The following is a 24,677-nucleotide window of genomic DNA, read 5'->3' on the forward strand; positions in this document are numbered from 1 at the left end:
GCCCTGCACATTGGTTCGTCTTGTTTAGTTTTCAAAGGTCTTTGTCGCTCTCGCGCGACAACTATATTAGTATATCATGACCTTCTCTTACTGTCAACACTTTTTTCCAAAAAATTTTATTTTTTTGAAAGTTTTTTTGAAAGTAATAAAGAAAAGCCTGTAATAAGGCTTTTCTATTAGTCTAGTTCTTTGTTAATGATGAGAAATTTTTCTTCCCTGTAACCTCTTTTAATTAATCCTGCTTTAGCTATGTCTAGAAGATCTTTTGAAAAGGATTGTATCGCTTCTTTTTCCTTTTCACTTAGATTTTTCTTTGAATATTTCTTTCTAAGTTTTCTGTAGTCCTGTTCTTCATTTTTAAAGAATAAAGAATCCTCTAAATAGCTTTCTAGTTTTTCTAACTGTACAAATAAGCCCAACTCAAAGGCTATCGGGGCAAAGGTGGTTTCTAATGGTTGTGTACAAACACTTCTAAATTCCACAGTCCCACGAGCAGTTAAATCCTGAAATTGGTAACTTCGATGTTGTTTTAGATCTTCTTTCACAGGGTTAATGATTTTCTCATTTCCATCAGCCGTATACGCTGTAATTTCTTTTTGATCTAGATAATCTTCCACTCGAATTGGTTTAAAATAATAAGATTTCCCCTCTCTAGTTGCTGTAAAAATAGCCGTTCTAGCGAGATTATTAAAAAACTCTTCTTCGCTTTGGTAGTCCTTAGGATAAACCCCTACATTTTCCTTATAATAACCATGTAAGGATTCTTCCCAGAAAATATCTCTAGCAATTTTTGTATCCCAAGCCTCTGCTGAAAATTCTGAGTTAGAAAACAAATATGCTTTTGCTGCTTCAATTTTATTAAATGCATTAATGATGCGAAGATAATTATCGCGCCTTACATCCAATTGAAGCTGATTTCCGCATATAAATGCTCCGTACGAAGGATAGGAGTGTGTCTTCATCCCTGTACCATTCATTGCAAGGAAAGCCATTAACATCTTGTATCGTTCGATTTTCACTGGGCTATTATCATTTTCTTTCCACAAAGGATGGATTCCGTGCCCTTGGATTTCGTGATTATTTTCTTGCAAAATAGGTTGAATAATCTTCAAATAGGCCTCAAAACGTTTGGCTACCTCATTTATAGAATGAGCTCTCTCAAATGCAAATTCAATTGTATTGTAACTCAACTCGAATAGAATACGATCTTTAGAAGAGCAGTGAACCAATTGAATGGGATTTTGATCGTCATCTATTTTTTCGACTTCAAAATCTGATAAGTTGGCTAAGGTTCGAAAAAGATTTTTCGTCACCTCTATATTTGTTTTATTTCCATTTGTTTCTACAATCGGGAACTCTAATTCAACTCCGACAAAGAGTTCCGAATCCTCTTTCATATTACTAAGGTACTTCTCTTTTAGTAATTTAATTGCTTGTTGTTTTGTCATTGAATCCTTTTTCTTCTATTGGAGATATGGGTTTCATTATATCATTTTTTGTTATTCTCGACTACTCATGAAAAGCAAGACAAAACGCCTGCTTACGAAATTGTTTTAAATTAAAGCAATTTCGTAAACAAGCGTCTACCATTCATTCAATATGATGAGTGTTCCCGCTGGGGAAAATCCCCAGCGGTAGACCAGAGCTAGACTAAGAATAACAGTGTATTCCATCATCATAACACTCAACAAAATTGATGATATTATACCAATTCGATGATAGCCATTGGCGCAGCATCACCACGACGTGGTTCAGTTTTAAGGATACGAGTATATCCACCATTGCGCTCAGCATAACGAGGTGCTAATTCAGAGAACAATTTTTGAAGTGCAGTTGTTTCTGAGTATTTACCTGTTTCTTCATCAAAGTTTTGTGATGCAACTTCGTTACGTACGAATGCAGCAGCTTGACGACGTGCATGCAAATCACCACGTTTACCCAAAGTAATCATTTTTTCAACTGATTTACGGATTTCTTTCGCACGTGCTTCAGTTGTTACAATTGCTTCATTGATGATAAGATCTGTAGTCAAATCGCGAAGCATCGCTTTACGTTGTGAGCTAGTGCGTCCTAGTTTACGGTAAGCCATGTATTCCTCCTCTATTTATCGTTTTTTAACCCAAGGCCTAAGTCGGCAAGTTTGATTTTAACTTCTTCAAGACTCTTACGTCCTAAGTTACGAACTTTCATCATTTCTGCTTCTGATTTTTCAGTCAAATCATAAACAGTATTAATGCCAGCGCGTTTCAAACAGTTATATGAACGAACTGAAAGATCTAATTCTTCGATGGTACGTTCTAAAATGCGATCATCAGAAGTTGTATCTACTTCCTTCATAACATCTGTTGCAATTGCAATTTCAGTTAAGTTTGTGAATAGATTTAGGTGTTCTGTCAAAATTCGAGCAGATAAACCTAAGGCATCTTCTGGAATAATTGTCCCATTTGTCAAAATTTCAAGGGTTAGCTTGTCAAAACCATCGTTGCTACCAACGCGTGCTGGTTCAACTTGGTAATTGACTTTAGTCACTGGCGTATAGATTGAATCTACAGCAAGTGTTCCCACTGGTGCATCATCTTTTTTGTTTTGATCAGCTGGAACATAGCCACGTCCACTGTTTACAGTAAGCGTTGCTTTCAAAGATGCTCCTTCTCCGATTGTAAATAGATAATGATCAGGGTTTACAATTTCGATGTCACTATCAGTAAGAATATCTCCAGCAGTTACTTCTGCAGGTCCTTCTACATCAAGTTCAATAATCTTTTCGTCTTGGACGTAAGATTTAACGGCGATTCCTTTAACGTTAAGAATAATTTGCATAACGTCTTCACGGACTCCTGGAACGGTATCAAATTCGTGGAGTACACCTTCAATGTTGATTGAAGTGACAGCTGCACCTGGAAGTGAAGCCAGAAGTACACGACGAAGTGAGTTTCCAAGTGTTGTACCATAGCCACGTTCAAGTGGTTCTACGACAAACACGCCATAATCTTTGTTTTCATCAATTTTTGTTATATTTGGTTTTTCAAACTCAATCATTTGCTATACTCCCTCTTAAACGAAAAGCTGTGTAATTGTTGATGATTATACACGGCGACGTTTTGGAGGACGAGCACCATTGTGTGGTACAGGAGTTACATCGCGGATTGCAGTTACTTCAAGACCAGCAGCAGCAAGTGCACGAATAGCAGACTCACGACCTGAACCAGGACCTTTAACAGTTACTTCAACAGATTTAAGTCCGTGTTCTTGAGCAGCTTTTGCAGCAGCTTCTGATGCCATTTGAGCAGCAAATGGTGTAGATTTACGAGAACCTTTAAATCCAAGTGCACCTGCAGATGACCAAGCGATTGCGTTACCATGCACATCAGTAATCATAACAATTGTGTTGTTAAATGTAGCGTGAATATGAGCAATACCAGATTCGATATTCTTTTTCACACGACGTTTACGTGTTGGTTTAGCCAAGATTTTTACCTCCTTATTTTATTTTATTTTTTCTTACCTGCAATCGCAACAGCTTTACCTTTACGAGTGCGAGCATTGTTTTTAGTGTTTTGTCCACGAACTGGAAGTCCACGACGGTGACGGATACCACGGTATGAACCGATTTCCATCAAGCGTTTGATGTTCAAGTTTACTTCACGACGAAGGTCACCTTCAACTTTGATTGCGTCAACTTCACGACGGATAGCATCTTCTTGATCTGGTGTAAGATCGCGAACACGAATATCTTCAGAAACGCCTGCAGCAGCAAGGATTTTCTTAGATGTTGGAAGTCCGATACCGTACACATAAGTCAATGAAATTACTACACGTTTGTCATTTGGAATGTCAACTCCAGCAATACGAGCCATGTTTTCTCCTTTCTATCTTATCCTTGACGTTGTTTGTGTTTTGGATTTGCTGGGCAAATTACCATAACACGACCATTACGACGAATTACTTTACAGTATTCGCAAATTGGTTTGACCGATGGTCTTACTTTCATTTTTATCCCTCCAAGTTTTTCGATTATTTAAAGCGGTATGTGATACGTCCACGTGTCAAATCGTACGGACTCATCTCCACTGTAACACGATCTCCCGCTAAAATACGAATATAGTTTTTACGAATTTTACCAGAAACTGTTGCTAAAATCTGATGTCCATTTTCAAGTTCAACCGTAAACATAGCATTCGGCATAGTATCAACTACTTTGCCTTCTACTTCAATCACATCGTCTTTTGCCACGCAAAAGTACCTCCATAAATTTCGATTCATTCCTCTGAGCACAGAGGTAACAATTATAAGTCAGACTAACTAATTGTATCACTTGTTGTCAAATATTGCAAGTGACTAAAACGTTTTTATTTCAAATTCTCCAAGACTTTTTGGATATCTTTGAAGACGTCGTTGATGTCTTGATTTCCTTCAATATCATGGACCAATCCTTTTGCACGGTAATGAGCAAGAATTGGCTCACCTTGAGCAATATTTACATCCAAACGGCGTTTCACTGTTTCTGGTTTGTCATCTTCACGTTGGTAATAGTCTTCTTCCTTGTAGTCAGCTGGTGGGTTAAATACTTTATGGAAGGTTTCACCTGTTTCACGATGGATGATACGACCACTTAAGCGCTCGAGGAGGCAGGATGGATCCACTTCAATATTGATCACTCCTTCAAGCTCCAAACCAAGGTCTACCAAGATTTGATCCAAGGCATGAGCTTGTTCAATCGTGCGAGGAAAACCGTCCAAAAGGAATCCTTTTTCCTTAATGTCGTCTTGAGCCAAACGTTCTTTTACAATTCCGTTTGTCACATCATCGGGCACCAATTCACCTTTGTCATTGAATGATTTTGCCAATACACCCATTTCAGTTTGGTTAGCCATCGCTGCGCGGAACATATCGCCGGTAGAGATATGCGCTACGTGAAACTCTTCCACGATTTTCGCTGCTTGGGTCCCCTTACCTGCTCCAGGCAACCCCATAATTAAAAGATTCATGATGAATTCTCCTTATTTTGTTTTTAAATGGAAGCAGGAGCGAATTCCTATTTCCATTTAAAAACAAAATAGAAGGCTGACAAAGTCAACCTTATTCTATTCTGTTGTTGTGTCCATAAATCCGACATACTTACGTTTTAATAAGTAGCCTTCTAATTGTTTCATTCCCTCAATACCTGTTGAAATAATGATTAACAAACTAGTTCCTCCAAGAGCAACTGCATCTGTCAAACCAAATAAATCTCGAGCTAGGATTGGAATGATGGTAATAAAGCCAAGGAATACTGATCCGACGCTTGCTAAACGACGTAGCAAACGAGACATAAACTCTTCTGTCCCTTTACCAGGGCGAACGCCTGGGATATAGGCACCACTCTTTTGAAGGTTTTCTGCCGTTTTTTCAGGATTGATCTGAACAAACGTGTAGAAGAAGGTGAAGAGAATGATCAATAAGGCATACATTGCCACACCAGTTGGTGTGTTTGTAGCCAACATGGCTTGAGCTGTTTTCACCCATCCTGCATTGTAACCCATAGCGCTAATCACTTGGAAAATCGCAGCAGGCGCTGCTGTAATCGAACTAGCGAAGATGACAGGAATAACCCCTGCTGGGTTTACTTTCAAAGGAAGGTAAGAACTTGATGGAGCTCCTTGTGCAATCTTTGTATATTGGATTGGAATCTTGTATTGTGCTTGCTCTACAAAGGTTGTAAAGTAAACAATAACCAAGACGGCAAGGATTAATACCCCAACAAAAATGAGGGAATTGGTCATTTGACCAGAACGAACGTTCACAAATGCATTTTCATAGATTTCTTTAATCATCTCAGGAATTGATGACACAATCCCTGCAAAGATAATCATTGAAACACCATTACCGTACCCTTTATCTGTGATTTGTTCTCCAAGCCAAGTCACAATCATGGAACCGGTCGTCAGAATCGCACCGATTAATAGATAGGTCTTGGTATTTGGAGTTGCGACTAATTTCGCCTGAGACAAGGTGTGGAAGGTAGCTGTAATCCCGATGGATTGAACAAAGGCTAGAACCAAAGAAATATAGCGTGTTGCTTGGTTGAGCTTTCTTCGACCAACTTCCCCTTGTTTGCCCCATTCAACAAACTTAGGTAACAGATCCATTTGCAAAAGTTGCACGACGATCGAAGCTGTGATGTATGGGCTAACCCCTAATGCGAAAACTGAGAAGTTCCTCATGGCATTCCCAGAAACCAAACTGAGCATGTTCAAGAAGGACACATCTTGAAGGTTGTTCAGAATTTTCGCATTTACACCAGGCACTGTAATCGTGGTCCCAATGCGGAAAACAAGAATGATGAAGATCGTAAATAAAATCTTCGACCGTACTTGTTTCACCTTAAATGCATCTTTTAATAATTTAAAAAACATAGGTCACCTCACTTAGATGACTTCAACTGAACCACCTTTAGCAGTGATAGCTTCTTCAGCTGATTTAGAGAATTTAGCTGCTTTAACAGTCAACTTCTTAGTCAATTCTCCGTTACCAAGAATTTTGATACCTGATTTTTCAGCTTTTACAATTCCTGATTCTACAAGTACTACTGGAGTTACTTCAGCACCATCTTCAAAGGCGTTCAATTGATCAAGGTTCACAATAGCATATTCTTTAGCGTTGATGTTTGTAAATCCACGTTTTGGAAGACGACGGAACAATGGAGTTTGTCCACCTTCAAAACCAAGACGTACACCGCCACCGCTACGAGCTTTTTGACCTTTTTGACCACGGCCAGAAGTTTTACCATTACCAGATGAAGTACCACGACCAACACGGTTGCGGACTTTACGTGAACCTGTAGCAGGTTGTAATTCATGAAGTTTCATTATTTATTTTCTCCTCTTTTGTAAATTGCTAACGCATGTAATCAGGAAAAGGTGTCCTAACTACAAACTCGCCTATACTTATATTTAGTTTTAGGGGATGAGAACCTCTCATACCCCTGAAAACTTTGTTTCTATTTTAAATAGATTATTTTACTTCTTCAACTGTTACCAAGTGAGATACAGCAGTGATCATACCACGTACTGCTGGGTTATCTTCTTTAATAACAGAGCTGTTCAATTTGCCAAGTCCAAGTGCTACAACAGTTTTACGTTGTGACGGGATGCGTCCGATTGGAGACTTAGTCAAAGTAATTTTAATTTGAGCCATTTGAATCTCCTTTCTTAAGCCAAGTCAGAAACTGAAATACCACGAAGGGCAGCAACTTCATCAGCGCGTTTCAATTGTGCCAAACCGTTAACAGTTGCACGAACGATGTTGATTGGAGTGTTTGATCCAAGTGATTTAGATGTAACATCTGCAATACCTGCCAATTCAACAACGGCACGAACTGCTCCACCTGCAGCAACCCCAGCCCCTTCGATAGCTGGTTTCAACAATACACGAGCTCCACCAAATACTGATGTTACTTCGTGTGGAATTGTTGTTCCAACCATAGGAACTTCGATCAAGTTTTTCTTAGCATCTTCAACAGCCTTACGGATTGCTTCTGGAACTTCTTGAGCTTTACCAGTACCAAATCCAACACGGCCATTACGGTCACCAACAACTACAAGAGCTGCAAAACGAAGACGACGTCCACCTTTAACAACTTTTGTTACACGGTTGATGGCAACTACGCGTTCTTCAAGTTCAACTGCATTATCTTTAAATGCCATTTTCTAGTGTCCTCCTATTAGAATTTCAATCCGTTTTCACGAGCTGCATCAGCCAAAGCTTTAACACGTCCGTGATATAGATATCCACCGCGGTCGAACACCACTTCAGAAATACCTTTAGCAACTGCACGTTCAGCAACAAGTTTGCCGACAACAACGGCTTGTTCAGTTTTAGTTCCTTTTGAAACTTCTTTGTCAAGAGTTGAAGCGCTTGCGAGCGTTACACCCGCTACGTCATCAATTACTTGAGCGTAGATGCCTGTATTAGAACGGAATACGTTCAAACGTGGGCGATCAGCAGTTCCAGAGAGTTTTCCGCGAACGCGACGGTGGCGTTTTTGACGGATTTTGTTTTTATCTGGTTTCGAAATCACAATTTTCACCTCTTAATTTTAAAATCATGTGCTAAGCACTGAGTTGGTAAGATGAAGGTTGGTTGAAAAACAACCAAACTACATTATTTACCTGTTTTACCTTCTTTGCGGCGAACGTATTCACCAACATAACGGATCCCTTTACCTTTGTATGGTTCAGGTGAACGAAGGCTACGTACATAAGCAGCTGTTTGACCAACTACTTCTTTTGAAATTCCGCTAACAACGATTGTTGTTGGGTTTGGAAGTTCAAAAGTAATTCCTTCTGGAGCTTCAACTTCGTCTGGGTGTGATTTACCAACAGCCAAAACAAGTTTTGATCCTTGAAGTTGTGCACGGTATCCAACCCCGCGCATTTCAAGTTCTTTCTTGAATCCTTCTGATACACCAGTAACCATGTTGTTCAAAAGGGCACGAGTTGTTCCGTGGATTGTTTTCATTTCTTTTGAATCGTTTGGACGGTGAAGTGTTACTTCAGTACCTTCCACACGGATTTCAATATCTTTTGAGAACGTACGAGTAAGTTCTCCTTTAGGTCCTTTTACAGTTACAACGTTGTCATTGTTAGTGATTTCAACACCAGCAGGCAACACGATAACTTTATTACCAATACGTGACATGTTTTTTATTCTCCTGTTAAATTGTCAGGCCTTTGCGGGCCAGTTTTCACGGGGTTTAAATCTTTTTGATTTAAAAGTTAATGTTTAGGTCTCAATTTCTAAGTGAATCGAGGCATTGTCTCGCAGACATAACTTTGGGTTAGACAAGAGACAATAACGAAGAGTCACAACGAAATTGGGAGCTAAATATTACCAAACGTAAGCGATAACTTCCCCACCAACATTCTTTTGGCGTGCTTCTTTATCAGTAAGCAAACCTTCAGAAGTTGAAAGGATAGCAATTCCAAGTCCGTTAAGAACTTTTGGAAGATCTTCACGTTTTTTGTAAACACGCAAACCTGGTTTAGATACACGTTTCAAGTTTGTGATAACTTTTTCACCGTTTTGTCCGTATTTCAAGAATACACGGATGATGCCTTGCTTGTCATCTTCGATGAATTCAACGTTTTTTACAAAACCTTCGCGTTTAAGGATTTCAGCAATCCCTTTTTTGATGTTTGATGCAGGTACTTCAAGTACTTCGTGTTTTGCTTGGTTAGCGTTACGAATACGTGTAAGGAAGTCTGCGATTGGGTCAGTCATAACCATTTTTTATTTCTCCTCTTACTAGTAGTTTGCAAGTTGCACTTGCTAGTTAATGATTGAGCTAGGCTCAGAAAGTTTTGATACATGCAAATGAGAACATACTCATTTGAACACGAGCTACAACCTGGGCAAAAAAGATAGATTAGATTCAGAGCTTCGTTCCGTCACCAAATCTCCTATTTTTGCTGGGGTTGTTACGCTCTTTGTATCATAGAATTACCAAGATGCTTTTGTGACACCTGGGATTTGACCTTTGTATGCCAATTCACGGAAGCAAACACGGCAAAGTTTAAACTTGCGGTAAACTGAGTGTGGACGTCCACAACGTTCACAGCGAGTGTATGCTTGAGTAGAGAACTTCGCTGGGCGTTTGTTCTTAGCAATCATAGATTTTTTAGCCATTAGTTTTACCTCCTATATTATTTTGCAAACGGCATTCCGAGGCCAGTAAGCAATGCACGTGATTCTTCGTCTGTGTTCGCTGTAGTTACGATTACGATATCCAAACCACGAGTTTTATCAACATCATCAAAGTTGATTTCTGGGAAGATCAATTGTTCTTTCACACCAAGTGTGTAGTTCCCGCGTCCATCAAATGATTTAGTTGGAACACCATGGAAGTCACGTACACGTGGAAGTGAAACTGTTACCAATTTATCCAAGAATTCGTACATACGTTCACCACGAAGGGTAACTTTTGCACCGATCGCAACACCTTCACGAAGACGGAAGCCGGCGATTGATTTTTTAGCCTTAGTGATCAATGGTTTTTGACCTGAGATCAAAGCAAGCTCTTCAGCAGCTTTTTCAAGGTTTTTAGCATTTGATACTGCATCACCAACACCCATGTTCAAAACGATTTTATCAACTTTTGGCACAGCCATAACTGATGAATAGTTGAACTGTTCAGTCAATGATGGTACTACTTCATTAAGGTATTTTTCTTTTAAACGATTAGCCATTATACTTCTCCTTTCCTTCGTGATTAGTCAAGCACTTCGCCTGATTTTTTGTTGTAGCGAACTTTTTTGCCGTCTACAAATTTGTAGCCAACACGTCCAGCAACACCGTTTTTGTCCAAAACTTGAACGTTAGAAGCATGGATTGGAGCTTCTTTTTCAACGATCGCACCTTGAGGGTTTTCGTTATTTGGACGTTGGTGTTTCTTGATGATGTTTACACCTTCTACAACAACTTTATTTACTTTTGGAAGAGCAGTAAGAACAACAGCTTCTACGCCTTTGTCTTTACCAGCGATAACGCGAACTTTGTCGCCTTTTTTTACAAACATTTTATTCTCCTTTTATTCTTACGCCCGATGGGCACCCTGGCTATGCCAGGGGACTGTGTTTGTTTTTTTATTGATTAAAGTACTTCTGGAGCAAGTGACACGATCTTCATGAAACCACCGTCACGCAATTCACGTGCAACTGGGCCAAAGATCCGAGTTCCGCGAGGAGTTTTGTCGTCACGGATGATTACTGCTGCATTTTCGTCGAATTTGATGTATGAACCATCTTTACGACGAGCACCTGATTTAGTACGAACGATAACAGCTTTTACAACGTCACCTTTCTTAACCGCACCACCAGGAGTAGCTTGTTTTACTGATGCAACGATTACATCACCGATGCTCGCGAATTTACGTTTTGAACCACCAAGAACTTTGATTGTCAAGATTTCGCGTGCGCCACTGTTATCAGCGACTTTCAAACGAGTTTCTGTTTGAATCATTTACGTTTTCTCCTTTCAGGTATGATTAGATGATGACCGCTTCTTCAACGACTTCTACAAGACGGAAGCGTTTTGTAGCTGAAAGCGGACGAGTTTCCATGATACGAACGATATCGCCTTCTTTAGCAACATTGTTTTCATCATGAGCTTTGTATTTTTTAGAATAGTTGATACGTTTACCATAGACTGGGTGGTTACGTTTAGTTTCAACTACAACTGTGATTGTTTTGTCCATTTTGTCAGACACAACGCGTCCAACAAGAACTTTACGATTATTGCGTTCCATTGAAATTCTCCTTCCCTAGTCTATTATTTAGCTTCTGATTGAACAGTTTTGATACGAGCGATTTGTTTTTTCACTTCTTTCAAACGTCCAGTTTGTTCCAATTGACCAGCAGCCGCTTGGAAACGAAGTTCAAACAATTCTTTCTTCAATTCATTTTCACGCTTCGCGAGTTCTTCTTGAGAAAGACCACGAAGTTCTTTAACAAATTCTTTTACTTCTGTAAGTTTCATGACCTCTCCTTATTCTGCTTCACGTTTCACAAATTTAGTTTTAACTGGCAATTTGTGGCTAGCAAGACGAAGCGCTTCGCGTGCGATCTCTTCAGATACACCAGCAATTTCGAACATCACTTTACCACGTTTAACTGGTGCTACCCAACCTTCAGGAGCCCCTTTACCAGATCCCATACGTACCCCGATAGCTTTAGCGGTGTATGATTTGTGTGGGAAAATCTTAATCCAAACTTTACCACCACGTTTCATGTAACGAGTCATGGCGATACGAGCAGCTTCGATTTGACGGTTTGTGATCCAGTGGCTAGTTGTAGCTTGAAGACCGTATTCACCGAATGCTACTTCTTTTCCACCTTTTGCTTCACCGCGCATTTTACCACGGAATTCGCGACGGTGTTTTACACGTTTAGGTACTAACATTGGTTATTTACCTCCTTTAGCGTCTTTACGAGCTGGAAGAACTTCACCACGGTAGATCCATACTTTAACACCAAGTTTACCGTAAGTAGTGTCTGCTTCTTCCCAAGCGTAATCGATATCAGCGCGAAGTGTGTGAAGTGGAACAGTTCCTTCAGAGTATCCTTCTGCACGGGCGATATCTGCACCGTTCAAACGACCTGATACTTGAGTTTTGATTCCTTTAGCTCCAGCACGCATAGCACGTTGGATCGCTTGTTTTTGTGCACGACGGAAAGCAACACGTTGTTCCAATTGACGAGCAATTCCTTCACCAACAAGGTGAGCATCCAAGTCAGGACGTTTGATCTCGATGATGTTGATGTGTACTTGTTTACCAGTCAATTTGTTAAGAGCTGCACGAAGTGCATCAACGTTTGCTCCACCTTTACCGATAACCATACCTGGTTTAGCAGTGTGAAGTGAAACGTTAACTTTGTTTACTGCGCGTTCGATTTCAATAGTTGAAACGGCTGCGTCAGCCAATTCTTTTTGAATGAATTTACGGATTGCAAGATCTTCATGAAGGTAATCCGCGTATTCTTTTTCAGCATACCATTTGGCATCCCAATCACGGATGATACCAACACGCATACCAATTGGATGTACTTTTTGACCCACGAGTTTACCTCCTTATTTTTCTGCAACAGCTACTGTGATGTGAGCTGTACGTTTGTTGATTGGTGAAGCTGAACCTTTCGCACGTGGACGGAAACGTTTCATAGTTGGTCCTTCGTTTGCGAATGCTTCAGATACTACCAAGTTAGCTTTTTCCAAACCAAAGTTGTTTTCAGCGTTTGCTACTGCTGAGTTCAACACTTTAAGGATGATCCCTGCAGCTTTGTTTGGTGTGAATGTCAAAATAGCGATGGCATCGGCTACGCTTTTACCACGGATGTTGTCAAGAACAAGACGTGATTTACGAGGTGAAACACGCACTGTACGAGCCATTGCTTTAGCTGAAGTAATTTCTGCCATTTATGTTCTCCTTATTTTCTACGTGTCTTCTTGTCGTCTGCCGCGTGACCTTTGTAAGTACGAGTTGGTGCAAATTCACCAAGCTTGTGACCTACCATGTCTTCTTGGATGTAAACAGGTACATGTTTACGTCCATCATAAACTGCGATAGTGTATCCGATGAAACTTGGGAAGATCGTTGAACGACGTGACCAAGTTTTAATTACTTTTTTCTTTTCGTCGTTTGCTTGAGCTTCAACTTTTTTCATCAAATGCTCATCGACGAAAGGTCCTTTTTTAAGACTACGTCCCATTTTGTAATTTTCTCCTTTAAAATTTAGTACCACAGCGGCTTGCGCTGCTAGGCAGCGCTACCGAGCTGGCGGAAAGTGTAAGCTAGTTGCTTATGATTATTTTTGGTTGCGACGACGAACGATAAGTTTGTCAGATTTCGCTTTCTTGTTACGAGTTTTAAGACCAAGCGCAGGTTTACCCCAAGGAGTAGATGGCGCTTTACGTCCAACTGGTGCTTTACCTTCACCACCACCGTGTGGGTGATCATTCGGGTTCATTACAGAACCACGAACTGTAGGGCGAACACCTTTCCAGCGGTTACGTCCCGCTTTACCAAGGTTAACAAGTCCATGTTGTTCATTTCCGACAACACCAACTGTAGCACGGCAAGTTCCAAGAATCATACGAACTTCGCCTGATTGAAGACGAACAAGTACATATTTACCTTCAGAACCCAATACTTGAGCAGAAGCTCCAGCAGCACGTACCAATTCTCCACCTTTACCAGGTTTCAATTCGATGTTGTGGATCAAAGTACCAACTGGGATGTTAGCAAGTGGAAGAGCGTTTCCGACTTTGATATCTGCTTCTGGTCCTGATACGATGCGTTGACCTACTTCAAGACCTTTAGGGGCAATGATGTAAGCTTTCACACCGTCAGTGTAGTGTACAAGCGCGATGTTAGCTGAGCGGTTTGGATCGTATTCGATCGTTTTAACGACTGCTTCAACTCCATCTTTGTTACGTTTGAAATCGATCAAACGGTAATGACGTTTGTGTCCACCACCTTGGTGACGAACAGTGATACGACCGTTGTTGTTACGACCTGCTTTGTTTTTAAGAGAAACAAGCAAAGTTTTCTCAGGTGTGTTTGTTGTGATTTCAGCGAAATCCAAAGAAGTCATATTACGGCGACCGTTTGTTGTTGGTTTATAAACACGAATTCCCACGATATTTCCTCCTTAGATTATTCAGCTTCAGTAGCAAACAACTCGATTGCTTTAGAATCAGCTGCAAGCGTGATGATAGCTTTTTTAGTTTTTGAAGTAAAACCAGTGTAACGTCCAACGCGTTTTGCTTTAGGTTTTACGTTTACAGTGTTCACATTCGCAACTTTTACACCTTCAAACGCAGCTTCAACAGCTTGTTTGATCAAAAGTTTGTGAGCGCGAGTGTCAACTTCGAATACATATTTGCCTGCTTCAAGTTGAGCCATTGACTTTTCAGTGATAACAGGTTTTTTGATAACATCATACAAATTCATTATGCAAGAACCTCCTCGATTTTAGAGATAGCTGCTTGAGTAACAAGAAGTTTGTCACTATTTGCGATGTCAAGAACACTTGCAGTTGTAGCAGTCGCAACTTTCACGTTTGGAAGGTTACGAGCTGAAAGAGCTGCGAATTCATTTCCTTCTTCAAGAATAACAAGGACTTTAGAATCGATGCTCAAAGCTGCAAGAACTTTTGCAAATTCAGCAGTTTTTGGAGCTGTAAATTCAAGAGAATCAACGGCTACAAATTTGTTTTCAGCAACTTTTTCTGAGTAAACAGATTTAAGTGCAAGGCGACGAACTTTTTGAGGAAGTTTGTACGCATAGCTACGTGGAGTTGGTCCGAAGACGATTCCACCACCACGCCATTGTGGAGAGCGGATAGAACCTTGACGAGCACGTCCAGTTCCTTTTTGACGCCATGGTTTGCGTCCGCCACCTGAAACGGCTGAACGGTTTTTAACTGCGTGAGTTCCTTGACGAAGGCTAGCACGTTGGCTGATGATCACATCAAATACAACTGCTTGGTTTGGTTCGATACCAAAGATCGCATCGTTAAGAACAACTTCGCCCGCTTGTTTACCAGTTTGGTCGAATAATGTTACATTTGCCATTTTGACTGTATTCCCCTTTCCTTATTATTTACCAGCTTTAACTGCTGACTTGATAGTGATAAGAGATTTCTTAGCACCTGGTACGTTACCTTTGATAAGGATAACGTTCTTTTCTGGAACAACTTGTACAACTTCAAGGTTTTGAATTGTTACACGATCGCCACCCATGCGTCCTGCAAGGTTTTTACCTTTGAATACGCGGTTAGGTGCAACAGGTCCCATAGAACCTGGACGACGGTGGTAACGAGAACCGTGAGCCATTGGTCCACGTGATTGTCCGTGGCGTTTGATAACACCTTGGAAACCTTTACCTTTAGAAGTACCAGTTACATCAACAATGTCTCCAGCTTCGAAAGTGTCAACTGTGATTTCAGCACCAACTTCCAAGCCTTCAACGTTTTTGAATTCACGAATGAAGCGCTTAGGAGCCGTGTTAGCTTTTGCTACATGTCCTTTAGCAGGTTTGTTGCTCAATACTTCGCGTTTGTCATCGAAACCAACTTGGATAGCGTTGTAACCATCTGTTTCAACAGTTTTAACTTGAAGAACAACGTTTGGAGTTGCTTCGATAACTGTTACAGGGATCAATTCGCCAGCTTCAGTGAAGATTTGAGTCATTCCCACTTTTTTCCCTAAGATTCCTTTTGTCATGAGAAAATAGTTCCTTTTCTATAGTTTTTTATTCAAAAAGTTTTTAACGAGCGTTTTTTATGCTCTAGATCAAGCTTTAGATTAAAGTTTGATTTCTACGTTTACACCACTTGGAAGATCCAATTTCATCAAAGCGTCAACTGTTTTTTGAGTTGGGTTGATGATGTCGATCAAACGTTTGTGTGTACGCATTTCGAATTGTTCGCGAGAATCTTTGTATTTGTGAGTCGCACGAATGATTGTGTAGAGGCTACGTTCAGTTGGAAGTGGGATTGGCCCCGCAACTTGTGCACCTGTACGAGTAGCTGATTCTACGATTTTTGCAGCCGCTGTGTCGAGTGTACGGTGTTCGTACGCTTTCAAACGGATGCGGATTTTTTTGTTTGCCATCTTTTTCTCCTTTTCGTCTATTTAAGATAATAGGCTAGCTCCACAAGAAAACCGACGCGCGTTGCGTGGCAATGCAACCGAGCGTGTCGCAACCTCTTGCATCAAAGCTAATAGCTGTTTTTCACAGCACCATAGTAGTTTAACACAAACAAAGGCCCAATGCAAGGGATTTGAGAAGATTTTTTTCGTTTTTTTGATGAAAGTGTTTTCGAAAGAAAAAGCGTGCTAAAAAAGTTGCTATTATATAGGAAAAAGGGAGCGAGACAGAACAAATTTATATCCAATTTGTTCGTCGTCTCGCCCCCGCACAGTTGATTAGGTTATCTTTGGAGCTTAACAAGCGAACAAAGATACCAATCAACCACTGCGTCTAGCAGTTATTTCTATTATTCTCAGATGGCTGTAGTCTTTTTTCTTCCTATTTATCTATTTCTAGAAATTCCGTCCTGACTTGTTATAGCCATATTTTTCGACGAAATGCTCACGGAATTCTAAGAGATTGTCATCCATGATGGCTTGACGGACCTGCTTCATGAGGCTGATCAAGAAATACAAGTTGTGGTAGCTGGTCAAGCGAATGCCGAAGGTCTCATCTGCCTTGAGGAGGTGGCGAAGATAAGCTCGGGTGTAATTCTTACAAGTGTAGCAATCACATTCGGGATCCAGCGGTGTAAAGTCTTCTGCAAATTGCGCATTTTTCACTACTAGGCGACCTTGGCTAGTCATACAGGTACCATTTCGCGCAATCCGCGTCGGCAAGACACAGTCAAACATGTCCACTCCACGAATAACGCCATCAATCAGACTGTCTGGAGCTCCTACTCCCATGAGATAGCGTGGCTTGTTTTCTGGTAAGAGCGGAGTAGTGAAATCAAGCACGGCATTCATCTCTTCATGGCTTTCCCCAACAGCTAAGCCACCGATGGAATAGCCTGGGAAGTCCATGCTGACTAAATCTTGAGCAGACTGACGGCGCAAGTCTTCAAATCCAGCCCCTTGGACAATCCCGAAAAGACCTTGATCATGAGGGCGACGGTGAGCCTTTAGGCCACGTTCTGCCCAACGACTGGTCCGTTCGATTGATTTTTTCACATAATCATAGGGCTGATAGAACTGAGGGCATTCATCAAAGGACATCATGATGTCGCTTCCTAGATTGTTTTGGATGGAGATGGCCTTTTCTGGAGATAGGAACATCTTCGAGCCGTTGAGGTGGTTTTTAAAGGTTACCCCTTCTTCGGTGATGTTGCGGGTATCCGCTAATGAATAGACTTGGAAGCCTCCACTATCTGTCAAAATCGGCTGGTCCCAGTTCATGAACTGGTGCAGTCCTCCTGCTTTTGCGACCAAGTCGTCCCCGGGACGAAGCCAGAGATGGTAGGTGTTGGCCAAGATAATGCCGGAACCCATTTCCTTGAGTTCTTCTGGCGATTGGGTCTTAACGGTTGCCTGAGTCCCTACAGGCATAAACATTGGGGTTGGGAAGGTCCCGTGAGGGGTGATAATTTCTCCCAGACGAGCACCTGTATGCTTTTCTTTTTTGATTAATCGATATTGAATCGGTGAATCTGTCATGGTTACCTCCGTACTGGGAAAAACAGTCCCAGCCTTCTTATTCCTGTCACAGTTTTCCTGTGAGCACCTGTACGATTGTACCAAATTTTACCGGCTCTGTCACGGACTTATGTTATAATAAAAAGTACTACTATGAAGAGAGTGTCATCTATGAACCTTAAATTGATTCGCCTCCGGGCACGTACCATGCAAGTCCAGCAACCGGGCTTAGCTATCCTTTTTGCTCTTCCGGTCCTGTTGACCATTCTTGCTAACTTTCTCTTAAGCGGGCAAGATCTGGTCGATCTACTACCGGATATGACCTTGCAGCAAGCAAGTATCTACATGATCCAGCGGCAACTCTTTCCTTCTGTCGTCTCCTTTGTCATCTCCATTTTAGTGGTTGGTGCGACTTTTAGCTATTTAGATACGATTAATCCCAAGATCGAACACCGAACACGTGTCTTAGATATCTTTAAACAAGATCGCTTTACCTCTGTATTTGCCACCTTGATCTTGAAGCAAGCCGTCCTCTTTTTATGGGGACTCATCCTCTATGTGGGGAGTCTCATCAGCACCTACGCCAGCATTCGATTTTTAGCGATCTACGATAAGGTGAGCAACCCTAGCACTCTGAGTGCTTCCAGTCCTGAATTCCAATCTCTCATGCAACAAATGCCTCTGATGACTGCTGGTGTCATACTTGGCCTGATTGGCCTCCTCTTTTACCTGCCACAATACTACAGTCTCAGCTTGGTCGAATTGATCCTCTATGAGCAATTACGAGACGGCGACTACAAGGGAGCCTTTGGAGTCCTTCGCCAAAGTCGTGAAACCATGAAAGGGTTCCGCAGCAATCGCTTGGTACTCGATCTAACCTTGATTGGTTGGTACTTCTTGAATTACTTCACGCGCGATGTCATCGGCTTTTATACCATGCCTTACTTTATCAACTGCCAAATTGCCTTTTATGATCAAATCAAGCAGATCAAACAAGGGCCGCGCCATTTTACAGGCCATTCAAGCCATGAAACTGAATAAGAGTAAGAAGAAAACCCCAGCAAGCTGGGGTTTTCTTCTATGATCAATTGTTTATCATTTATAAACCGTATAGGGAGTCTCCTAAGATCAGTCGGGTGTGTTCCCGTTTGATACAGCGGTTCATGACGATATCTTCTCGTCCAGCTCCACGAAGGATTTCTTCTGCTTCTTGATTTTCCAGCTCCAATTGTGCCCAGAAAATTTTCGCATCCGTCTCAATAAAATCACGTGCCACATCTGGTAAAAACTCACTGCGTCGGTATACATCGACGATATCTACTGGGAAAGGAATCTCCTGCAAGCTAGCATACACCGTTTCTCCAAGAATCTGGCCACCGGCTGCACGAGGATTAACAGGAATAATCCGATAGCCCCGCTCTTGCATCTCCTTACTGACACGATGACTGGTTGTGTCTTCACGATCAGATAATCCAACTACAGCGATGATCTTGCTGGTTTCTAGGTAATGTTTGATAATGCCATCACTAGGATTGCGAAATGAATAAGCCATAAGAATCTCCTTTTGTATGCGTTTCCTTTCTTTAAATAGTATAACAATACGGAAGGCATTGCAAGTGTTTGTCGTTAAAAGCGGTAGGGAACTGAAAAGTCTCCTACCGCTTTCTGTTTTGGACAAACTCAATCTTATTTGGCTTCATACCATGTCTTGCCTTCGTTTTCATCGGCTTCCAGTGGTACTGCAAGTTCGATAGCGGATTCCATGGTCTCTTTGACGAGTTCTTTGATCGACGTCAGTTCATCACTTGGTACTTGCAGAACGATTTCATCGTGCACTTGAAGAAGCATCTTGGTCTTGTATGCTCCTCTTTCTAGCGCTTGGTCCAAGTGGATCATGGCAATTTTCAAGATGTCTGCTGCAGATCCTTGGATTGGTGAGTTGATAGCTGTCCGCTCCGCAAAGCCTCGAACATTGAAGTTGCGAGAATTGATATCTGGAATCTCCCGACGACGCTTGAAGAGGGTTTCTACATAGCCTTTGTCACGCGCTTCCCGCACCACTCTCTCCATATAGTCCTTGATGCCAGGGTAGCGTTCGAAGTAGGTCTCAATGTAGGCCTTGGCTTCTTTTCGACTGATCCCTAAGTTGTTAGACAGTCCAAAGTCGGAAATTCCATAAACCACACCGAAGTTTACTGCTTTTGCATTGCGACGGTCATTCGGCGTCACGTCTTCTGGTTTTGCAATATTGAAGACGCGCATAGCAGTCGATGTATGGATATCTGCCCCATGCTTAAAGGCATCTATCAAATGCTCATCTCCCGAAATATGGGCCAAGACACGCAGTTCGATTTGTGAATAGTCCGAACTCAGCAAGACACTGTTTTCCTCTTCTGGGACAAAGGCTTTACGAATGAGACGACCTTGTTCCAAACGGACAGGAATGTTTTGCAGGTTGGGATCCACACTGGACAAACGGCCTGTCTGCGTCAAATCCTGTACATAGCGGGTATGGATCTTCCCATCTTTCAAAATCCAATCTTGAAGACCGATGACATAGGTCGACTGGATCTTAGCAATTTGGCGGTATTCAAGAATCTTAGACACGATCGGTGCGATAGGAGCCAGGCGTTCCAAGACATCAACGGCTGTTGAATAGCCGGTTTTGGTTTTCTTAGTATATTCAAGAGGGAGTTCCAATTTTTCAAAGAGGATGACGCCCAATTGTTTTGGAGAATTGATGTTGAACTCTTCTCCTGCAAGCTCGTAGATTTCTTGGGTCAAGCGCTCCAAAACCACTTCGTTTTCCACCTGCATGTCTTCTAGGGTCTGGCGCTCTACCTTGATCCCCGCGATTTCCATCTTGGCCAAAACAGCTGCTAGTGGTTGCTCCATATCATAGAGCAAATCCAGCTGGTCATGGGCTTGCAACTGCTCCATCATAGGCTCTTCGGTATCCAGTAGAACAGCGACTTTCCGTGCCAAATGTTCTAATAGGACCGCCTTTTCTGGGATAGCTTTTTTGGCTCCCTTGCCATAAACGACTTCGTCCAGCGGCAGCGCAATCTGACTATAGAGACTCGCAATGGTTGAAATTTCATTGTCCTCTACGGTCGACAAGAGATACTTAGCCAATCGACTGTCAAACGCGGGATTTTGAAGGGGAATGCCCAAGTGGCTGAGCAAGACCTTGGCCCGTTTGAAGTCATAGACCTTGAGGGGCGTTTTTTCGAGAAATTCTTTGAAAATCGGTGTTTGTAAAAGACCAGTATCTGTACTCGCGTAGAGCTGACCTTTGGTCCCCCATGCGAAACCGATGATGGGTTCCGTATGGTAATTGTCCCCAAAAATCTCAAAATGGAAGAAACTATCTTCCGTGAGCATATCTGAAGTGACCTGCTCGACTTCTGTATAGTCAATGGCTACAGGAGCCGCTTCTTCTCCACTGAGATCCAAGGCCTGACGGAGTTGCTTGAAGCCCATCTCCTCATAAAACTTGGCGAGATTTTCTAGATGAGGGCCCGTATAGGTGATATCGTCTAGGCCAATTTCAATAGGCGCATTGGTATCGATGGTCGCAAGAGTCTTGGATAGGTAGGCCTGCTCCTTGTCGTTGATGAGGTTTTCCTTCATCTTAGAAGCCTTCATCTCGTCGATATGCTCGTAAATACCATCGAGAGACCCGTACTCTAGGAGTAGTTTGATCCCTGTCTTTTCTCCGATCTTAGTCACACCTGGGATATTATCCGATTTATCTCCCATTAAGGCCTTGAGGTCGATAAACTGCTCGGGTGTCAGTCCCATCTTTTCTTTGAGATAGGCTGGAGTGAATTCTTCAAACTCTGCTACCCCTTTTTTGGAGATTTCCACCACCGTATTGTCATCTGTCAGCTGGATCAAATCCTTGTCCCCAGAGACAATGGTCACATCAAATGGCACCGAGCTAGTTTCTGCCATCTTATCTAGCGTTCCAATAAGATCATCCGCTTCATACTGGGCCAGCTCATAATGACGGATTCCCAAATGATCTAATTGCTCACGAATGAAAGGAAACTGCTCACGGAACTCATCTGGAGTTTTTGCACGGCCCCCTTTGTAGTCGGCATACATCTCCGTCCGAAAAGTCGTCTTTCCTGCATCAAAAGCAACGAGGACATGGGTCGGTTGGATGCGCTCCAATAGATGGCTCAACATGAGGTTAAAGCCATAGACCGCATTGGTATGCAGACCATTGGCATTTTTGAAGCGATCAATTTGATTGTAAAGTGCGAAAAAGGCACGAAAAGCGACGGAAGACCCGTCGATGAGTAGTAATTTATTCTTTTTTTCCATAGGCTTATTATACCACGAATCACAAGGTCTCTGGTACATAAAAACTCTACCCTTTCGGGTAGAGCCTTCTTTAGGAGTTTCTTATGAAAAATGAAGAGAAGTGTTTATTCGCCGTAACAAGAACCTTGTTGTGGCAATTTCTTAAAGCGTTTTGGATAATTAACTGAGATTTTCATTTTCTGTACCTCATTTCTTATTGGATGAGTACAGTATACAAGAGAAACCTAAACGATTCCTTATAGAAAGCTTCAAGAAAACTAAAAGCTGAGGCGCAAAACACGCGGTTGTTTTTTCCTACAAGCTGGTAACTGAAGATGGAGCCCTGTCTCATCTCGGCTCCAAGAAAGGAGCTGACTTTCTCCAAGGAGCTCTAGCTTTTGAATGCGCGCATGAAGAATTCTCGGTTGCTTGAGGTCATAGGCGAGAGACGGCAAGGTCAACTCTTCCGTCCTTCCACTTGGTTCCAGCTGGATGGCATAAAGAAAGCCATCACGCATGGTATAGCGGAAATCTTGGCTGGTATAGAGTGGTGCTTCTCCATCTGAGAAGGAACCTTCCTGGGCCTCGGTCGGTCCTTCCGATGACACCCGCCAAGGCCGACTCTGATAAATGGCTTCTCCATTTACCGCCAGCCAGTCCCCGAGCTCTGTGAGGATGTCTTGGTCTTGCTCAGGGATCGTGCCATCTGCCTTGGGTCCAATATTGAGCAGAAGATTGCCATTTTTGGCCACAACATCGACTAAATTTTGTAGTAATTCCTTACTGGTCTTGTAGGCTAGATCCTGGGTATAGCACCAAGAGTTACGGGCGATCGCGGTATCCATTTGCCACGGAAAGGCTTGAGTCTCTCCGTATCCTCCCCGCTCCATCTCAACGATTCCTGAACCGAAAGGGAGGGCATCCTGTTTGTAACAAACAGCCACCTTTCGATCCTCTTGTGCTGCTAGATTGTAATAATAAGCCAAAAAGCGCATCAAGTAGGGACGGAAACTCTCATGCTGGATCCACCAGTCAAAATAAAGGAGCTCTGGCTGGTAGTCCCGCACCAGTTCACAGGTTCGCAACAGCCAATCTTCCAAGAATTCTTTACTTGGATAAGGCTTGGAAGTCAGATCAAAATGATCCTTGGGCTCTGGCTCGGCTGGCCAATAAAGGCTGTCTCTTGGGACTTCTTGCGGAATGTCACTAGTGAATTCCTTGCCATGTGAAAAGAAAAACTGGTGTTCTGCCCGGTGAGAGGACGTACAGAAGTGCAGGCCACGTTTTTCTGCTTCCTCCCTCAGCTCTCCTAAGACATCTCGTCTCGGCCCCATTTCTAAGCTATTATAAGGCGAGAGAGTAGAGGCATACATCTGAAAACCATCGTGGTGCTCCGCAACTGGAAAAAGATACTGGGCTCCCGCTTTTTGAAAGAGATCTAGCCAAGATGCCGGATCAAAGCGATCGGCTGTAAATAGAGGAATGAGATCCTTGTAGCCAAAGCTAGCCTGGTCTCCAAAATGCGCTCGATGATAGTCATAGCAAGGATTCCCTTGGATATACATATTTCGCGAATACCATTCCGAACCGAAAGCAGGTACACTATAGACGCCCCAGTGGATAAATATTCCAAATTTGGCATCCCAATACCAATCTGGACAGACTTGATGGCTAAGAGAGGCCCAGGTTGGTTCAAAAGGACCTAACTGGATGACTTGATCAATCTCTTCAAGGCTTATCATGCTCTTCTCCTCTTTTCTTGTTACTATCTCTATTGTAACGAGAAACCCTCGTTTGTAAAGACAAACGAGGGGAATGTTTAAAATAGTAGACAAAGAGCTTTATCTAGGAGAATCAAGCTGATGATGAATGGAATGAACCTTCTAGCCCTTCACTGCTTGAGAAATAAAACAAGCGATAGCGTCTGTCTCTCCTTGGTGGAGAGCCTTAACGATTTTGGACCCCACAATAACCCCATCTGAGACTTTGTTGAAACGGTGAACATCCTCCATGCTGGAAACTCCAAAACCTGTTAAAACAGGGATCGAAGCTATTTCGTGTAATTGGGCCAAGTGGTGGTCCAGATCTTCTCGATAGCTACCAGCTTTCCCCGTCACTCCATTAACCGCTACAGCATAGATAAAACCTTCTGCATCTTGGATCAATTTCTTCTGGCGCTCGATTCCTGTGGTTAAGCTCACTAGTGGCACCAAAGCGATGTCTTTATCCGCTAACAGAGGCTCTACCAGATCCGCATGCTCATGAGGAAGATCTGGAATAATCACCCCTTTAACAGCTGTTCCTTCTAGATCTCTAAAGAAGTTTTCGAGCCCATATTGGAACAAGGGATTGAAATAGGTCATGATGACCAAAGGAACAGTTGTCTCCAGACACTGGATCGTTTGCACCAGACCCTCTGTCGTCGTCCCATGGCCTAAACTTCGTAGTCCTGCCTCTTCAATCACAGGGCCATCTGCCACTGGATCTGAAAAAGGAATACCAACTTCAATGGCTGAGACACCAAGCTCCTCCAAAAATTGGATGGTTTCCTGCAAACCTGCTAAGCCTTTTTCATGATCTCCTGCCATGATATACGGAACAAAGATCCCTTGCTGCTGGTCTTTCAGCTCTTGTAAATGCTCTGTTAAGGTCTTTCCCAT

General features: G+C 42.3%; 37 protein-coding genes. 2 read left to right on the top strand and 35 right to left on the bottom strand.

What is annotated here, in order from left to right:
• Positions 1-180, top strand: a 180-nt coding sequence (locus I2F76_RS10600) for a hypothetical protein (protein WP_229289736.1), incomplete at its 5' end; no start/stop codon positions are given.
• On the opposite strand, the gene I2F76_RS08795 is transcribed toward I2F76_RS10600, so the two are convergent.
• From I2F76_RS08795 to tgt, 31 genes are all read right to left on the bottom strand, one after another.
• Positions 177-1,448 carry a gamma-glutamylcysteine synthetase gene (locus tag I2F76_RS08795; protein ID WP_195487690.1) on the bottom strand — a complete coding sequence of 424 codons (1,272 nt, stop codon included), beginning with the start codon at positions 1,446-1,448 and terminating at the stop codon, positions 177-179. The genes I2F76_RS10600 and I2F76_RS08795 overlap by 4 nt on opposite strands.
• A gap of 254 nt (positions 1,449-1,702) precedes the next feature.
• Positions 1,703-2,089, bottom strand: a complete 387-nt coding sequence (rplQ, locus tag I2F76_RS08800; protein WP_003002399.1) for a 50S ribosomal protein L17 — start codon at positions 2,087-2,089, stop codon at positions 1,703-1,705.
• A gap of 11 nt (positions 2,090-2,100) precedes the next feature.
• The gene (locus tag I2F76_RS08805) at positions 2,101-3,039 is read right to left on the bottom strand and encodes a DNA-directed RNA polymerase subunit alpha (protein WP_003009635.1); all 939 of its coding nucleotides are present in this window, start codon (positions 3,037-3,039) and stop codon (positions 2,101-2,103) included.
• A gap of 45 nt (positions 3,040-3,084) precedes the next feature.
• Positions 3,085-3,468 carry a 30S ribosomal protein S11 gene (rpsK, locus tag I2F76_RS08810; RefSeq protein ID WP_003002390.1) on the bottom strand — a complete coding sequence of 128 codons (384 nt, stop codon included), beginning with the start codon at positions 3,466-3,468 and terminating at the stop codon, positions 3,085-3,087.
• A gap of 23 nt (positions 3,469-3,491) precedes the next feature.
• Complete coding sequence (gene rpsM, locus I2F76_RS08815) at positions 3,492-3,857, bottom strand: 30S ribosomal protein S13 (protein WP_003009631.1); 366 nt, start codon at positions 3,855-3,857, stop codon at positions 3,492-3,494.
• A gap of 17 nt (positions 3,858-3,874) precedes the next feature.
• Positions 3,875-3,991 carry a 50S ribosomal protein L36 gene (rpmJ, locus tag I2F76_RS08820; protein WP_001808836.1) on the bottom strand — a complete coding sequence of 39 codons (117 nt, stop codon included), beginning with the start codon at positions 3,989-3,991 and terminating at the stop codon, positions 3,875-3,877.
• A 23-nt stretch (positions 3,992-4,014) separates the two neighbouring features.
• Positions 4,015-4,233 carry a translation initiation factor IF-1 gene (gene infA, locus I2F76_RS08825; RefSeq protein ID WP_001029883.1) on the bottom strand — a complete coding sequence of 73 codons (219 nt, stop codon included), beginning with the start codon at positions 4,231-4,233 and terminating at the stop codon, positions 4,015-4,017.
• 116 nt (positions 4,234-4,349) lie between these two features.
• Positions 4,350-4,988: an adenylate kinase gene (locus tag I2F76_RS08830; protein WP_195487691.1), complete on the bottom strand. Its 639-nt coding sequence runs from the start codon at positions 4,986-4,988 to the stop codon at positions 4,350-4,352.
• Positions 4,989-5,084: 96 nt separating this feature from the next.
• Positions 5,085-6,395, bottom strand: a complete 1,311-nt coding sequence (secY, locus tag I2F76_RS08835) for a preprotein translocase subunit SecY (protein WP_023920186.1) — start codon at positions 6,393-6,395, stop codon at positions 5,085-5,087.
• Positions 6,396-6,407: 12 nt separating this feature from the next.
• Positions 6,408-6,848, bottom strand: a complete 441-nt coding sequence (gene rplO, locus I2F76_RS08840) for a 50S ribosomal protein L15 (RefSeq protein ID WP_003002405.1) — start codon at positions 6,846-6,848, stop codon at positions 6,408-6,410.
• A 145-nt stretch (positions 6,849-6,993) separates the two neighbouring features.
• Positions 6,994-7,176 (bottom strand): 50S ribosomal protein L30, encoded by a 183-nt coding sequence (gene rpmD / locus I2F76_RS08845; protein ID WP_002894509.1) that lies wholly within the window; start codon positions 7,174-7,176, stop codon positions 6,994-6,996.
• A 14-nt stretch (positions 7,177-7,190) separates the two neighbouring features.
• Complete coding sequence (gene rpsE / locus I2F76_RS08850; protein WP_003009617.1) at positions 7,191-7,685, bottom strand: 30S ribosomal protein S5; 495 nt, start codon at positions 7,683-7,685, stop codon at positions 7,191-7,193.
• A gap of 17 nt (positions 7,686-7,702) precedes the next feature.
• Positions 7,703-8,059 carry a 50S ribosomal protein L18 gene (gene rplR, locus I2F76_RS08855; protein ID WP_003010871.1) on the bottom strand — a complete coding sequence of 119 codons (357 nt, stop codon included), beginning with the start codon at positions 8,057-8,059 and terminating at the stop codon, positions 7,703-7,705.
• Positions 8,060-8,142: 83 nt separating this feature from the next.
• On the bottom strand, positions 8,143-8,679 hold the full coding sequence (gene rplF / locus I2F76_RS08860) for a 50S ribosomal protein L6 (protein WP_003010839.1): 537 nt from the start codon (positions 8,677-8,679) through the stop codon (positions 8,143-8,145).
• 189 nt (positions 8,680-8,868) lie between these two features.
• Positions 8,869-9,267 (bottom strand): 30S ribosomal protein S8, encoded by a 399-nt coding sequence (gene rpsH / locus I2F76_RS08865; RefSeq protein WP_003010897.1) that lies wholly within the window; start codon positions 9,265-9,267, stop codon positions 8,869-8,871.
• Positions 9,268-9,480: 213 nt separating this feature from the next.
• Complete coding sequence (locus I2F76_RS08870) at positions 9,481-9,666, bottom strand: type Z 30S ribosomal protein S14 (RefSeq protein WP_001085699.1); 186 nt, start codon at positions 9,664-9,666, stop codon at positions 9,481-9,483.
• A 17-nt stretch (positions 9,667-9,683) separates the two neighbouring features.
• Positions 9,684-10,226, bottom strand: a complete 543-nt coding sequence (gene rplE, locus I2F76_RS08875) for a 50S ribosomal protein L5 (RefSeq protein ID WP_003009606.1) — start codon at positions 10,224-10,226, stop codon at positions 9,684-9,686.
• 23 nt (positions 10,227-10,249) lie between these two features.
• Complete coding sequence (gene rplX, locus I2F76_RS08880; protein ID WP_003002315.1) at positions 10,250-10,555, bottom strand: 50S ribosomal protein L24; 306 nt, start codon at positions 10,553-10,555, stop codon at positions 10,250-10,252.
• A 74-nt stretch (positions 10,556-10,629) separates the two neighbouring features.
• The gene (rplN, locus tag I2F76_RS08885; protein WP_003002384.1) at positions 10,630-10,998 is read right to left on the bottom strand and encodes a 50S ribosomal protein L14; all 369 of its coding nucleotides are present in this window, start codon (positions 10,996-10,998) and stop codon (positions 10,630-10,632) included.
• 25 nt (positions 10,999-11,023) lie between these two features.
• Positions 11,024-11,284, bottom strand: coding sequence for a 30S ribosomal protein S17 (gene rpsQ / locus I2F76_RS08890; protein ID WP_000440801.1), 261 nt, complete (start codon positions 11,282-11,284; stop codon positions 11,024-11,026).
• 23 nt (positions 11,285-11,307) lie between these two features.
• Positions 11,308-11,514 carry a 50S ribosomal protein L29 gene (rpmC, locus tag I2F76_RS08895; RefSeq protein ID WP_003002350.1) on the bottom strand — a complete coding sequence of 69 codons (207 nt, stop codon included), beginning with the start codon at positions 11,512-11,514 and terminating at the stop codon, positions 11,308-11,310.
• A 9-nt stretch (positions 11,515-11,523) separates the two neighbouring features.
• On the bottom strand, positions 11,524-11,937 hold the full coding sequence (gene rplP, locus I2F76_RS08900; protein WP_000960947.1) for a 50S ribosomal protein L16: 414 nt from the start codon (positions 11,935-11,937) through the stop codon (positions 11,524-11,526).
• Positions 11,938-11,940: 3 nt separating this feature from the next.
• Positions 11,941-12,594 carry a 30S ribosomal protein S3 gene (rpsC, locus tag I2F76_RS08905; protein ID WP_003002336.1) on the bottom strand — a complete coding sequence of 218 codons (654 nt, stop codon included), beginning with the start codon at positions 12,592-12,594 and terminating at the stop codon, positions 11,941-11,943.
• Between the two features lie 12 nt (positions 12,595-12,606).
• Positions 12,607-12,951 carry a 50S ribosomal protein L22 gene (gene rplV / locus I2F76_RS08910; RefSeq protein ID WP_000818139.1) on the bottom strand — a complete coding sequence of 115 codons (345 nt, stop codon included), beginning with the start codon at positions 12,949-12,951 and terminating at the stop codon, positions 12,607-12,609.
• A gap of 11 nt (positions 12,952-12,962) precedes the next feature.
• Positions 12,963-13,244, bottom strand: coding sequence for a 30S ribosomal protein S19 (gene rpsS / locus I2F76_RS08915; RefSeq protein WP_000533766.1), 282 nt, complete (start codon positions 13,242-13,244; stop codon positions 12,963-12,965).
• Between the two features lie 96 nt (positions 13,245-13,340).
• Positions 13,341-14,174 carry a 50S ribosomal protein L2 gene (gene rplB / locus I2F76_RS08920; RefSeq protein WP_000512900.1) on the bottom strand — a complete coding sequence of 278 codons (834 nt, stop codon included), beginning with the start codon at positions 14,172-14,174 and terminating at the stop codon, positions 13,341-13,343.
• A 17-nt stretch (positions 14,175-14,191) separates the two neighbouring features.
• Positions 14,192-14,488: a 50S ribosomal protein L23 gene (locus I2F76_RS08925; protein WP_003009593.1), complete on the bottom strand. Its 297-nt coding sequence runs from the start codon at positions 14,486-14,488 to the stop codon at positions 14,192-14,194.
• Complete coding sequence (rplD, locus tag I2F76_RS08930) at positions 14,488-15,111, bottom strand: 50S ribosomal protein L4 (RefSeq protein ID WP_003009591.1); 624 nt, start codon at positions 15,109-15,111, stop codon at positions 14,488-14,490. Before rplD ends, I2F76_RS08925 begins: the two co-directional genes overlap by 1 nt.
• A gap of 24 nt (positions 15,112-15,135) precedes the next feature.
• Positions 15,136-15,762 carry a 50S ribosomal protein L3 gene (gene rplC / locus I2F76_RS08935; RefSeq protein ID WP_003010846.1) on the bottom strand — a complete coding sequence of 209 codons (627 nt, stop codon included), beginning with the start codon at positions 15,760-15,762 and terminating at the stop codon, positions 15,136-15,138.
• 81 nt (positions 15,763-15,843) lie between these two features.
• Positions 15,844-16,152, bottom strand: coding sequence for a 30S ribosomal protein S10 (rpsJ, locus tag I2F76_RS08940; RefSeq protein ID WP_003009585.1), 309 nt, complete (start codon positions 16,150-16,152; stop codon positions 15,844-15,846).
• A gap of 432 nt (positions 16,153-16,584) precedes the next feature.
• Positions 16,585-17,727 carry a tRNA guanosine(34) transglycosylase Tgt gene (gene tgt / locus I2F76_RS08945; RefSeq protein ID WP_049515053.1) on the bottom strand — a complete coding sequence of 381 codons (1,143 nt, stop codon included), beginning with the start codon at positions 17,725-17,727 and terminating at the stop codon, positions 16,585-16,587.
• 150 nt (positions 17,728-17,877) lie between these two features.
• Between tgt and I2F76_RS08950 the strand changes: the two genes are divergently transcribed.
• Positions 17,878-18,747: a DUF975 family protein gene (locus I2F76_RS08950; protein WP_049515054.1), complete on the top strand. Its 870-nt coding sequence runs from the start codon at positions 17,878-17,880 to the stop codon at positions 18,745-18,747.
• A 58-nt stretch (positions 18,748-18,805) separates the two neighbouring features.
• Here the strand turns inward: I2F76_RS08950 and I2F76_RS08955 are convergent, their stop codons facing one another.
• The 4 genes from I2F76_RS08955 to trpA all read right to left on the bottom strand — a co-directional run bounded on the left by I2F76_RS08955 (position 18,806) and on the right by trpA (position 24,677).
• Positions 18,806-19,258, bottom strand: coding sequence for a CoA-binding protein (locus I2F76_RS08955; protein WP_021154247.1), 453 nt, complete (start codon positions 19,256-19,258; stop codon positions 18,806-18,808).
• A gap of 134 nt (positions 19,259-19,392) precedes the next feature.
• Complete coding sequence (polA, locus tag I2F76_RS08960; protein ID WP_195487692.1) at positions 19,393-22,038, bottom strand: DNA polymerase I; 2,646 nt, start codon at positions 22,036-22,038, stop codon at positions 19,393-19,395.
• Positions 22,039-22,295: 257 nt separating this feature from the next.
• Positions 22,296-23,759, bottom strand: a complete 1,464-nt coding sequence (locus I2F76_RS08965) for an alpha-L-fucosidase (RefSeq protein WP_195487693.1) — start codon at positions 23,757-23,759, stop codon at positions 22,296-22,298.
• Between the two features lie 141 nt (positions 23,760-23,900).
• The gene (trpA, locus tag I2F76_RS08970) at positions 23,901-24,677 is read right to left on the bottom strand and encodes a tryptophan synthase subunit alpha (protein ID WP_195487694.1); all 777 of its coding nucleotides are present in this window, start codon (positions 24,675-24,677) and stop codon (positions 23,901-23,903) included.

The organism is Streptococcus parasanguinis (assembly GCF_015557775.1).
GTDB classification, from domain to species: domain Bacteria; phylum Bacillota; class Bacilli; order Lactobacillales; family Streptococcaceae; genus Streptococcus; species Streptococcus parasanguinis_AA.